Genomic DNA, 11380 nt, shown 5'->3' with positions numbered 1-11380 from the left:
CGCCGAGCTTGTAGATCTTGTCGAACTCGGACGCCTCGGTCAGCGCCGTGCCGGTCATGCCGCTGAGCTTGTCGTAGAGGCGGAAGTAGTTCTGCAGCGTGATCGTGGCGAGGGTCTGGTACTCCTCGCGGATGCGCACGCCCTCCTTGGCCTCGATCGCCTGGTGCAGGCCCTCGTTGTAGCGGCGTCCGTCGAGGATGCGGCCGGTGTGCTCGTCGACGATCAGGACCTCGCCCTCCATGACGACGTAGTCCTTGTCGTTCTTGAACAGCTCCTTGGCCTTGATCGCGTTGTTGAGGAAGCTGATCAGCGGCGTGTTGACGGCGTCGTAGAGATTGTCGATGCCGAGCTGGTCCTCGACGACGTCGATGCCCTCCTCGGTGACCGAGATGGTCCGCTTCTTCTCGTCGACCTCGTAGTGCACGTCGATCTTCATCCGGCCGACGATCTTGGCGAACTCGCCGTACCACTTGACCTCGTCCTCGGTCGGGCCCGAAATGATCAGCGGCGTGCGGGCCTCGTCGATCAGGATCGAGTCGACCTCGTCGACGACGGCGAAGTTGTGGCCGTGCTGCACGCAGTCGGCGATGTCGTCGGCCATGTTGTCGCGCAGGTAGTCGAAGCCGAACTCGTTGTTGGTGCCGTACGTGATGTCGGCGGCGTAGGACTCGCGGCGCTCCGCCGGGGTCATGCTCGGCAGGATCATGCCGACGCTCAGGCCGAGGAAGTGGTGCACGCGACCCATCCACTCCGCGTGGTAGCGGGCGAGGTAGTCGTTGACCGTCACGATGTGGACGCCCTTGCCCTCGAGGGCGTTGAGGTACGCCGGCAGGGTCGAGACGAGCGTCTTGCCCTCACCGGTCTTCATCTCGGCGATGTTGCCGAGGTGCAGCGCCGCGCCGCCCATGACCTGGACGTCGAAGTGGCGCTGGCCGAGCACGCGGGAGGCGGCCTCGCGGACCGTCGCGAACGCCTCGGGCATGATGTCGTCGAGCGACTCGCCGTCGGCCAGGCGGCTGCGGAACTCGTCGGTCATGCCGCGGAGCTCCTCGTCGCTCATGACACGGAACTCCTCCTCCAGGGCGTTGACCTGCTTCGAGATCGCCTGGAGCTGCTTGAGGACCTTGCCCTCGCCCATGCGAAGGATCTTGTCGATGACCTTGGGCACCTTGAATGCACTCCTGAGACGCGGATGAGACGGAAGACTTGTGAGCCTGTCTAGTCTAGGTGACGCACCAGAGCCGCCGAGAGTTCCCCGGCCAGATTCCCCTTGACCGGCGGGACGATCGTCCCGAGACCCAGCCAGCCGGCCATCAGCCGCAGCTCGGCGGCGAGCTCCTCGGCGGTGCGGTCCGGGGCGTGGGACTCGGCCCAGGCCCCGTGCACCAGGAGGGCCCCGGCCGCCCGGTCCGCCTTGAGGTCGACCCGGGCGACGAGCCGGTCGCCCAGCAGGAAGGGCAGGACGTAGTAGCCGTGGACCCGCTTGTCGGCCGGCACATAGATCTCGATCCGGTAGCGGAAGTCGAACAACCGCTCGGTGCGGGTCCGCTCGAACACCAACGGGTCGAACGGGCTCAGCAGGGCCCGCGCCGACACCTTGCGGGGGCGCACGGCGTCACGGTGCAGGTACGCCGGTCGGCTCCAGCCCACGATCGAGGTCGGCTCGAGCTCGCCGCTCGCGACCAGGTCGTCGATCGCGATCCGGGTCGCCGTGGGGTCCATCCGGAAGTAGTCGCGCAGGCACTGCGCGGTCCCCACCCCGAGGGCACGGGCCGCGTGGCTGACGAGGACGCGGTGCGCCGCCGCCGCGTCGAGCGGCGCGGCCTCCAGCTGGGCGCGCGGGATGACCCGCTCGGGCAGGTCGTAGACGCGCTCGAACGCCGCGTTGCGCCGCGCGGCGGTCACCTTGCCCTTGTAGAACAGGTACTCCAGCGCCGACTTCACCTCGGACCAGCTCCAGCCCCAGCCCCCCGTGGTGCGCGGCACGTCGTGCTCGATCTCCCGGGCCGTCAGGGGTCCGCGGTCCCGCACCTCCGACAGCACCCACTCGACGAACTCGGGCTTCTCCTCGAAGACCCGGATCATGCCGCCCCACATCCGGGCGCCGCTCTCCATCCGGAACTGGAACGCCTGCCACAGGGCGATGTCGACGAGCGCAGCCTCGTGCGCCCAGTACTCGAACATCCGGCGGGGGGCACGGCCCGAGGCCCGGTGCAGCAGCTCGACGTCGTACGCCCCGAGTCGCGAGTACAACGGCATGTAGTGCGCCCGCGCCAGGACGTTGACCGAGTCGATCTGGAAGAAGCCCAGCCGCTCCACGACCCGCGCGACGTGGCGGGACGTGACCGGTCCGTCCAGGCCCGGGCGCGGTCGGGTGAACCCTTGCGCGGCCAGCGCGATCCGCCTGGCCTGCAGCACGCTCAACGTCATCGGGCGAGGGTCATCGAGGCAGCGTCACGGCATGTCGTCGACGAGCTTGCTGCGCACGGCGTACATCGCCGCCTCCATGCGCGACTTCATCTGCAGCTTCTCCAGGATGTTGCGGATGTGGTTCTTGACCGTGTTCTCGCTGATGAACAGCTCCTCGGCGATCTCACGGTTGCTCAGACCCCGCGCGACGTGCCGCAGCACGCCGAGCTCGCGGGGGGTGAGGTTGGTCGCGGGAGCCGGGCTCTTGGACATCTGGACGAACTCGTCGAGGAGCTTGGTCGCCATGCTGGGGCTGATGAGCGACTGGCCCGACGCGACGAGCCGCACCGCCTCGGCGACCTGCTCGTAGGTCGAGCCGTCCTTGAGCAGGTAGCCCGAGGCGCCGCTGCGGATGGATTCGTAGAGGTCCGACTCGTCGTCGCTCGCGGTCAGCATGATGATCCCCGTCGTCGGGGAGATCTGCTTGATCGCGGCACACACCTCGACGCCGCTGCGTCCGGGCATGCGCACGTCGAGCAGGACGATGTCGAACGGGTTCTCGGCAACGAGCTCGAGCGCCTTTTCCCCGTCGTCGACCTCTTCCAGCTCCAGGCTGTCGTCAGCCCCCAGCACCATCTTGACCCCGCGCCTGAAGAGCTCCTGATCATCGACCAAGAGGACGCGGATGCTGTCGCCCCGAGAAGTCACTCGTCGATCATGCCACGGAAGCAGGGTCGAGTCGCGTTTGTCACTCGGTGACGTCGAGGTGGATGACTCCGTAGTCGTAGCCCTTGCGCAGGTAGACCACGCTGGGACGCATCGAGTCCTTCTCGAGGAACAGGTAGAAGTCGTGACCCACGAGCTCCATCTCGTACATCGCCTGCTCGAGCGTCATGGGCACCCCGGTGTGCGTCTTCTCGCGCACGACGAGCGGGCAGTCGCCCTGCACCTCGATGGGTCCGGCCATGCTGGTGGGGATGGCGTCCGGATCGTCCAGGAGCAGGTCCTCGATCGGGACGTTCGACGTCGCCTTGGCGACGGAGGTCGGCGTCTTGTCACCGTGGTGGATGCGCTTGCGGTCCGCGGCGCGGCGCAGCCGGGACTCGAGCTTGTCGATCGCGGAGTCGAGCGCGGAGTGCTGGTCGGTCGACGTGGCCTCGGCCCGGACCGCCGGCCCCTTGGACCGCAGGGTCATCTCGACCTTGGCCGCGGTCTCGTGCTGGCGAGGGTTCTTCTCGTGCGTGACCTCGACCTCGACACGACTGATCTTCTGACGGGAGTCGTACTTCTGCAACCGCGACAATTTTTCCTCGACGTGCTCCCGAAAACGCTCGGAGATCTCGCTGTTGCGACCGTTGACGACAATTTCCATGGGGACTCCCTTGTCTCGGTGTCACGTATTTATTTTGGCTGCGATGTTCCTGCGTCGGCTCCCGCCGTACACCGACGTTAGACCGCCCCCGGGGTTAGCGCCATACCTGGAAGCAACTTCATCGGGCCGTCTCAGAAAGACGTCCTGTCGCTCCTGCAACGGCGACGCCGACGGGTCGTCGACCCGTCTCGGAGAGCGCTCGCACGGCCTCCGCCACGGTCGATCCGGTCGTCAGGATGTCGTCGACGACGACGATCTCGCGGCCCGCCGGCAGCCGGCCCGGGCGGACCCGGAACGCCCCCGCGAGGTTGGCCGCTCGGGCCGCGGCGCCGAGCCCGGCCTGGTCCTCGGTGACGCGTCGGTAGGCCAGTGCCGGCGCCGTCACGACGTCGACGCCGAGCCGGACCAGGTGCCCGCGAGCCGCCCGGGCGAGGTCGTCCACGAGATCGGCCCCGCGGGCACGCCGGCTGCGTGCCGACGTGGGCACCGGGACCAGGGCCAGGGGCCGCCCGGTGTCGAGCGTCAGGACCGCGGCGGCCACGTGGTGGGCCAGCACGCCCGTCAACGCCGTGACGCCCTCCTCCTTCCACGCGATCAGCACGCGCCGCAGGACGTCAGCGTTGACGCCACCGGACGCCGGCAGGACCGGCGGTCGGCGCAGCCGGTCGGGTGTCGGGCTGGGCCACCGGATCGCCGGGTCCGGGGCGACGGCCTCGCCGCAGGTTCGGCACAGGGCCAGCGCCGGGGTCCCGCACCCGGCGCAGCACGCCCCCAGCACGAGGTCGGCGACGGGGACGATGAGGTGGCCGAGCACCGCCCCAGCCTCCCGCGGCCGGGGCCGCGGCGACAGGACGCGCGACACGCCTGTGGACGTCAGGTGCCGGCGGTGAGCCCTGTGACCTTCGGGCCCTCGACGAGCCGCCAGGAGCCCTGCGCCGCGAGGAACCACAGTCGTCGGCGAGAGTCCGCCGCCCAGAGCTCCGGCGACTCCCCCGAGCCGATCGCCAGGGCCACGGCGTCGATGTCGGGCAGTGACGCTCCCCCGGTCAGGTCGTCGCTCGTCGCCGAGCCGTCGATCGAGACCTGATAGGCCTGCACGCCGGACGGGCCCCGGGCGAGGAAGGCCAGCTCGGTGGGCGACGACCACGACACCGACCGGGGGGCGGCGACCGACGGGCGCACCCGACGCGACGGGCCGAGCCCCAGCAACCGGTCCCCGGCGTCGCGCAGCACCGCCCCGACCCGGATCTGCCCGCCCGAGGTCGGCGACGTGACGACATAGCGCGTCCCGTCCGGCGACAGGGCGAAGGTCGTGATCCTGCGTCGGGCGAGGTCGGAGGCCTCCACGACGCGTTGCTTCTCGCCCTCCACGATCCGCACGCGCGTCCCGCCGACGCCGCGGTCGACCAGCCACAGCGTCCCGTCGGGGTCCCAGTGCGGGCCGATCGCGTCAGTCGCGGGGAGCGTGAAGGCGTCCCCGCCGTCACGGTCGGAGATCCGCACCTGGCCACGTCCCGGCAGCACGCCCGCGACGCCCGCCGCCGACACCGCGACGAGCTCGGCACCGCGCGCGTCCTTGCCCCAGGAGCCGCTGATCGGACTGGACTTCGCCTCGTCGAGCTCGACGACCCGGTCGCCGGCGACGGCGTAGGCGCGTGCCCGGGCGAGGCTCGGCCCGTAGCCGCCCCACGACGAGATCGGCTGGACGGCCTGACCGTTGGCCGTGAGCGGGCTCGAGCCGCCCACGATCTGGACCCCCTCGACCCCCGGGACCTGCCGCAGCGTCCACACGATCTGGGCCGAGAGGCGGTCGCGGGCCGAGTCGCGCATCCCCCCCAGGTCGGCCGTGAACTCGACGTCGGCGATCCCGTCGTCCGACACCGGCACCGACGGTCGCAGGTCCTTGAGCGGCGGGACGTACGTCCGTGCGGATGCGCCGGCGCCCCCGCGGGGACCGCGACCCAGGCTCGTGACGAGGCTCGTCGCGAGCTGGTCGCCGACGACCTGGAAGACCGGGTCGGCCACGAGACGGCGGCCGGGGCGGTCGAAGAAGAACAGGTTGAACGAGCGGAAGTAGTCGGCGAAGAACTTCTCGTTGACCAACAGCCCGTCGTCCGGGTTGACGATCCGCCACTGACCGTCGACCTGCTGCAGCGTGTACGACACGGAGCTCAACCGGTTGCGCCGTGCGTAGTGGCCCTGGCGGTCGAGCCGGGCCTCCTCGCGGTAGCCCAGCCGGACGTCGACGGCCCCCTTGGACTCCCCTCGTGGGTCGTCGAGCCCCGTCGTCGACGGGACCCGTCCCGCCACCTCGGTCTTGGAGTAGATCCGCACCCCGCTCGCAGGGTTCCAGGCCTTTGCGGCGTCCGGGGTCAGGAACGCCGCCGCGGTCCGCAACGTGGTCGGGAACGCCAGCATCGAGTCGAGGTAGCCCCGGACGATCTGCTCGGGCGAGGCGTCGTCGACGGGTCCGGCGGGCGAGTACCTCACGCTGCTCTCGCCGAGCCCGCCGTCCTCGGACACCTTGCGCACGGGTCCCGAGCTGGGGATGCCCACGCACCCCGCGACCAGCAGCAGGGCGACGATCGCGGCCAGACGCCTCATGCGTACACCGAGACGACGGCCGGGGACCTGGACGAGCCCTCGGGCTTGGGGATCGTCAGGATGAACTCGCTGCCCTGACCCGGGCGCCCCCACGCCTGGAGGGTCCCGCCGTGCAGCGCGGCGTCCTCGCGGGCGATCGCCAGGCCGAGGCCCGTGCCGCCCTGGGTCCGGGCCGGATCGGCTCGCCAGAAGCGGTCGAAGACCCGGAGGTTCTCGTCGCCCGACAGCCCGATGCCGAAGTCCCGCACCGCGAGCGTCACGCACTGCTCGTTCTGCCCGACCTCGATCTCGATGACCGGCGATCCGCTGTACTTCGCGGCGTTCGTCAGCAGATTGCGCACGATGCGGTCGATCCGGCGGATGTCCGCCTCGACGATCGCGGGGCGGTCGACGCCGATCAGCCGCACCTCGATGTCCTGGCGGGCCAGACCCGGGTCGTCCGCCGCCTGGCGGGCCACCTGGGCCAGGTCGATCGTGTCGAGCTCGAGCTGGGCCGCGCCCGCGTCGAACCGGCTCAGGTCGAGCAGGTCCGACAGCAGCGACTCGAACCGGTCGAGCTCGCGCTTGAGCAGCTCGGCCGAGCGGGCGGTCTGCGGGTCGAAGCGGTCCCGCGAGTCGTACAGCACCTCGCTGGCCATCTGGACCGTCGTGAGCGGCGTGCGCAGCTCGTGCGAGACGTCCGAGACGAAGCGCTGCTGGAGGCGCGAGAGGTTCTCGAGCCGACGGATCTGGCTCTGCAGGCTCGCGGCCATCTGGTTGAACGACGAGCTGAGTCGGGCGATGTCGTCCTCGCCGCTGACGTGCATGCGCTGCTCGAGGTTGCCGCTCGCGTAGCGCTCGGCGATCCGGCGCGCCATCCGCACGGGGTCCAGCACCTGGCGCGACACGAGGAACGCCACGCCGCCGACCATCAGCACCATCGCGAGGCCGCCGAGCAGCAGCGCGCGGCGGACCAGGTCGAGGGTGTCCTGCTGATCCTTCAGCGAGAACAGGTAGAACAGCGCGTAGGTGTCACCGCTGCCGGGAGCCCGCAGCTGCGTCCCCACGACGACCGACGGTGCGGCGTCCGAGCCGCCCAGCAACGACAGGTCCGAGTAGCGCCAGAAGGTGCCCGGGCCCGAGCGCACCGCGGTCATGAGGTCCTCGGGCAGCGAGCCGGGCGCGATCGCTGCGGACGTGCGGACCGGGACCTCGCCCTCGGCGGACAGGAACGGCCCCTCGAGCACCAGCTCGTACGTCCGCTGGGCGCCGCGCGACCGCGTCAGTGAGTCCACCATCTGGGTCAGGCTCTGCGACTGCGCCGACGGCTCGATGTCGACGGCGGCGTCGAGCTGGGTCTGCGCGTACTCGAAGCCCGACCGCGCCTCCGCGATCGCGGCGGAGCGGCGGTCGTCGGCGAGACCGCCGGCGACGTTGTGCAGCAGCGCCCAGCCGGTCAGCCCGATCACCAGGCCGCTGAGGATGATCGTGCTGGTCACGACCCGTGCCTGGATCGAGCGACGCCAGATCCGCGCGATGCCGTGCATCACTCCCCCATCACGGGGTCGGCGTGATCGCCTGGTAGCCGACACCGCGGACGGTGCGGATGATCTCGGGGTTCTCGGCATCGTCCTCGATCTTGGACCGCAGCCGGGTCATGTGGACGTTGACGAGCTTGGTGTCACCGGGGTGGTGGTAGCCCCAGACCTTCTGCAGCAGGGACTCGCGGGTGAAGACCTGGGAGGGATCGCCCAGCAGGCACGCGAGCAGGTCGAACTCGAGCGGCGTGAGCTCGAGCGGCTCGCCCTTGCGGGTCACGGTGTGCCCCGCCGGGTCGAGCACGATGTCGCCGAACACCAGCGGCTCGACGAGCTGGTCCGACCGACGGAGCCGGGCCCGGATGCGGGCCACGAGCTCGGTGTTCTTGAACGGCTTGGTGATGTAGTCGTCCGCCCCGGCCTCGAGTCCCGCGACGACGTCGGGCGTGTCGGACTTGGCGGTCAGCATGATGATCGGGACCGCGGACTTGTCGCGGATCTGGCGGCACACGCTCATGCCGTCGAGCCCGGGGAGCATCAGGTCCAGCAGCACGACGTCGGGCTTGAACTGCGAGAACGCCGCCATGACCCGGTCCCCCGAGCGGCAGACCGCGGCCGTCAGACCCTCGCCCTCGAGAACGATCGTGAGCATCTCCGCGAGGGATGCGTCGTCGTCGACGACCAGCACCCGGTCACGCTTCGTGCGTCGATAGCTCATAGAGCCTCAATTCTACCGGCGCCCGAACGGCGACGAGCGCCAGATGCGGACATCTGGCGCTCGTCGTCGGGTGGGTCGGTGCTCAGTAGCGGTAGTGGTCGGACTTGTAGGGTCCGGCGACGTCGACGCCGAGGTAGGCGGCCTGCTCCTTGGTGAGCTCCGTCAGCTCGACGCCGAGGGCGTCGAGGTGCAGACGGGCAACCTCCTCGTCGAGGTGCTTGGGCAGCACGTGGACGCCGAGCTCGTACTGGCTCGCCTTGGTGTAGAGCTCGATCTGCGCCAGGACCTGGTTGGTGAACGAGTTCGACATGACGAACGACGGGTGGCCCGTCGCGTTGCCGAGGTTGAGCAGACGTCCCTCGGACAGGACGATGATCTTCTTGCCGTCCTCGAAGATCCACTGGTGGACCTGCGGCTTGATCTCGTCCTTGACGATGCCGGGGATCTTGGCGAGGCCCGCCATGTTGATCTCGTTGTCGAAGTGGCCGATGTTGCCGACGATCGCCTGGTGCTTCATCTTCTGGAAGTGCTCGACCGTGATGATGTCGAAGTTGCCGGTCGTGGTGATGAAGATGTCGGCCGTCTCGACAACCGAGTCGAGGCGCTTGACCTCGTAGCCGTCCATCGCCGCCTGGAGGGCGCAGATCGGGTCGATCTCGGTGACGATGACCCGGGCACCCTGGCCGCGCAGCGACTCCGCGGAGCCCTTGCCGACGTCGCCGTAGCCGCACACGACGGCGACCTTGCCGCCGATCATGACGTCGGTGGCGCGGTTGAGACCGTCGATCAGCGAGTGACGGCAGCCGTACTTGTTGTCGAACTTGCTCTTGGTGACCGAGTCGTTGACGTTGATCGCCGGGAAGAGCAGCGTGCCCTCACGGAAGCGGTCGTACAGCCGCAGCACGCCGGTGGTCGTCTCCTCGGAGACGCCCTTGATGTCCTTGGCGATGTTGGTCCAGTGCTGGGGCTTGGCCTCGACGGAGCGGGCCAGGACGCGCAGCACCTCCTTGAACTCCTCGTTGTCGGTGCTGTCCTGCGACGGCACGACGCCGGTCTTCTCGAACTCGACGCCCAGGTGCAACAGCATCGTGATGTCGCCGCCGTCGTCCAGGAGCACGTTGGGGCCGCCCTCGGCGAAGTCGAAGACCTTCTCGGCCTCGTCCCAGTACTCGGCGAGCGACTCGCCCTTCCACGCGAAGACGGGGGTGCCCTGGGGGTCCTCGACGGTGCCGTCGCGGCCCACGACGACGGCAGCGGCGGCGTGGTCCTGGGTCGAGAAGATGTTGCACGTGGCCCAGCGGACATCGGCACCGAGCGCCGTGAGCGTCTCGATGAGGACGGCCGTCTGGATCGTCATGTGCAGCGATCCGGCGATGCGGGCTCCGGCGAGCGGCTGGCTCGCTCCGAAGCGCTCACGCATGGCCATGAGGCCCGGCATCTCGTGCTCGGCGAGGTCGATCTCCTTGCGACCGTACTCCGCGAGGGAGAGGTCTGCGACGTTGTAATCCATGCTCAAAGCCTACCGGTGGGCGCCCACGTCCACCCAATCAAACCGTGTGAGTCATGCGACCGGCATGGACCGTGACCAGTCCCGGGGCGTACCGTGTCGACGGGGTGTGACGGGCGTCACAGCTGCCGAAGTTCCGATCCGACCTTGGGGGATCCGCCATGTCCGACCACTCACCGTCCGACAAGGGGCCGCTCGTCGTCGCCGGGGTCGCCCTCGCCGTCGCGATCATCGCGCCACTGCTCGTCTGGACGTATGCCAGGAACGGTCCCGAGCTGTGGGGTGTCCCGTTCTTCTTCTGGTACCAGTTCCTGCTGGTCATCGTCTCGGTCGTGCTGACGTCGATCGCGTACCGACTGGTGATCCGGCACGAGCGCCGCCGGCGTCGTGCCGCGGGCCTGTCCGTCGACGGGGGCGACCGATGAACGACATCGACCCGATCGCCCTGGCGGTGTTCCTGTTCTTCTTCGGGCTCGTCACGATCCTGGGCTTCCTGGCCGCTCGCTGGCGCAAGGTCGGCGAGCTCGACAACCTCGACGAGTGGGGACTCGGCGGCCGCAGCTTCGGCACGTTCATCGCGTGGTTCCTGATCGGTGGCGACATCTACACCGCGTACACGTTCATCGCGGTGCCCGCGCTGCTGTACGCCGGCAACGCCACGGGATTCTTCGCCGTGCCCTACACGATCATCCTGTACCCCATCATCTTCGTGTTCCTGCCCCGGCTGTGGTCGGTCTCGCACCGCCGGCGCTACGTCACGCCGGCGGACTTCGTGCAGGGTCGCTTCGACTCCCGGTCGCTGTCTCTGGCCGTCGCCTTCACCGGCATCCTGGCGACGCTGCCCTACATCGCGCTCCAGCTCGTCGGCATCCAGGCCGTGCTGGACGTCATCGGGCTGGGAGGCAACGACGACGCCGGCTGGTTCCGCAAGGACCTGCCGCTGTTCGTCGCGTTCGCGCTGCTGGCCGCCTACACGTACTCCTCGGGCCTGCGGGCGCCTGCCCTCATCGCGTTCGTCAAGGACACGCTGATCTACCTCGTCATCATCGTGGCGGTGATCTACCTGCCGACCCAGCTCGGTGGTTGGGGCGGGATCTTCGACTCGGCCGAGAAGGCGTTCAGCTCTTTCAACCGGGACAACGCCGACGCGATCGCCAACGGCGAGGCCACCAGCAAGGGGCTGATCCCCACCCTGGGGGCGTCGCAGTGGGCGTACGCCTCGCTCTCACTCGGCTCGGCGCTCGCGCTGTTCA

At 69.3% G+C, this 11380-nt stretch carries 9 protein-coding genes and 2 pseudogenes; 2 read left to right on the top strand and 9 right to left on the bottom strand.

The window, feature by feature from the left end; all coding sequences use genetic code 11:
* From JWQ91_RS14795 to ahcY, 9 genes and pseudogenes are all read right to left on the bottom strand, one after another.
* Nucleotides 1-1138: pseudogene (locus JWQ91_RS14795) on the bottom strand (preprotein translocase subunit SecA); the annotation flags it as partial.
* 80 nt (nt 1139-1218) lie between these two features.
* Nucleotides 1219-2430, bottom strand: coding sequence for a crosslink repair DNA glycosylase YcaQ family protein (locus JWQ91_RS14790; RefSeq protein ID WP_297785773.1), 1212 nt, complete (start codon nt 2428-2430; stop codon nt 1219-1221).
* A 24-nt stretch (nt 2431-2454) separates the two neighbouring features.
* Nucleotides 2455-3117, bottom strand: a complete 663-nt coding sequence (locus JWQ91_RS14785) for a response regulator transcription factor (protein WP_297785770.1) — start codon at nt 3115-3117, stop codon at nt 2455-2457.
* Nucleotides 3118-3157: 40 nt separating this feature from the next.
* Nucleotides 3158-3781, bottom strand: coding sequence for a ribosome-associated translation inhibitor RaiA (raiA, locus tag JWQ91_RS14780; RefSeq protein WP_297785766.1), 624 nt, complete (start codon nt 3779-3781; stop codon nt 3158-3160).
* A gap of 118 nt (nt 3782-3899) precedes the next feature.
* Entirely contained in the window at nt 3900-4595 is a 696-nt protein-coding gene (locus tag JWQ91_RS14775; RefSeq protein WP_297785763.1) for a phosphoribosyltransferase family protein, read from the bottom strand.
* A 59-nt stretch (nt 4596-4654) separates the two neighbouring features.
* Nucleotides 4655-6385, bottom strand: a complete 1731-nt coding sequence (locus JWQ91_RS14770) for an LpqB family beta-propeller domain-containing protein (protein ID WP_297785760.1) — start codon at nt 6383-6385, stop codon at nt 4655-4657.
* Entirely contained in the window at nt 6382-7911 is a 1530-nt protein-coding gene (gene mtrB / locus JWQ91_RS14765) for an MtrAB system histidine kinase MtrB (RefSeq protein WP_297785757.1), read from the bottom strand. The genes JWQ91_RS14770 and mtrB overlap by 4 nt, the downstream gene beginning before the upstream one ends.
* 10 nt (nt 7912-7921) lie before the next feature.
* On the bottom strand, nt 7922-8620 hold the full coding sequence (gene mtrA / locus JWQ91_RS14760; protein ID WP_297785754.1) for an MtrAB system response regulator MtrA: 699 nt from the start codon (nt 8618-8620) through the stop codon (nt 7922-7924).
* A gap of 82 nt (nt 8621-8702) precedes the next feature.
* On the bottom strand, nt 8703-10130 hold the full coding sequence (ahcY, locus tag JWQ91_RS14755) for an adenosylhomocysteinase (protein ID WP_297785751.1): 1428 nt from the start codon (nt 10128-10130) through the stop codon (nt 8703-8705).
* A 158-nt stretch (nt 10131-10288) separates the two neighbouring features.
* Here ahcY and JWQ91_RS14750 point away from each other — a divergent pair, with 158 nt between their 5' ends.
* Both JWQ91_RS14750 and JWQ91_RS14745 read left to right on the top strand, forming a co-directional pair.
* Entirely contained in the window at nt 10289-10552 is a 264-nt protein-coding gene (locus tag JWQ91_RS14750) for a DUF3311 domain-containing protein (protein WP_297785748.1), read from the top strand.
* Nucleotides 10549-11380, top strand: a pseudogene (locus JWQ91_RS14745) (sodium:solute symporter); the annotation flags it as partial. The gene JWQ91_RS14750 and the pseudogene JWQ91_RS14745, both read left to right, overlap by 4 nt.

Source organism: Aeromicrobium sp., assembly GCF_025965075.1.
GTDB lineage: Bacteria > Actinomycetota > Actinomycetes > Propionibacteriales > Nocardioidaceae > Aeromicrobium.
This window is presented reverse-complemented; position numbering and strand designations above follow the sequence as displayed.

What these genes read in the sequence shown, in the direction of transcription:
- raiA (WP_297785766.1), bottom strand. Translation starts at nt 3,781, where the DNA reads ATGGAAATTGTCGTCAACGGTCGCAACAGCGAGATCTCCGAGCGTTTT.
- mtrB (WP_297785757.1), bottom strand. Translation starts at nt 7,911, where the DNA reads ATGCACGGCATCGCGCGGATCTGGCGTCGCTCGATCCAGGCACGGGTC.
- JWQ91_RS14750 (WP_297785748.1), top strand. Translation starts at nt 10,289, where the DNA reads ATGTCCGACCACTCACCGTCCGACAAGGGGCCGCTCGTCGTCGCCGGG.
- JWQ91_RS14770 (WP_297785760.1), bottom strand. Translation starts at nt 6,385, where the DNA reads ATGAGGCGTCTGGCCGCGATCGTCGCCCTGCTGCTGGTCGCGGGGTGC.
- ahcY (WP_297785751.1), bottom strand. Translation starts at nt 10,130, where the DNA reads ATGGATTACAACGTCGCAGACCTCTCCCTCGCGGAGTACGGTCGCAAG.
- mtrA (WP_297785754.1), bottom strand. Translation starts at nt 8,620, where the DNA reads ATGAGCTATCGACGCACGAAGCGTGACCGGGTGCTGGTCGTCGACGAC.
- JWQ91_RS14790 (WP_297785773.1), bottom strand. Translation starts at nt 2,430, where the DNA reads ATGACGTTGAGCGTGCTGCAGGCCAGGCGGATCGCGCTGGCCGCGCAA.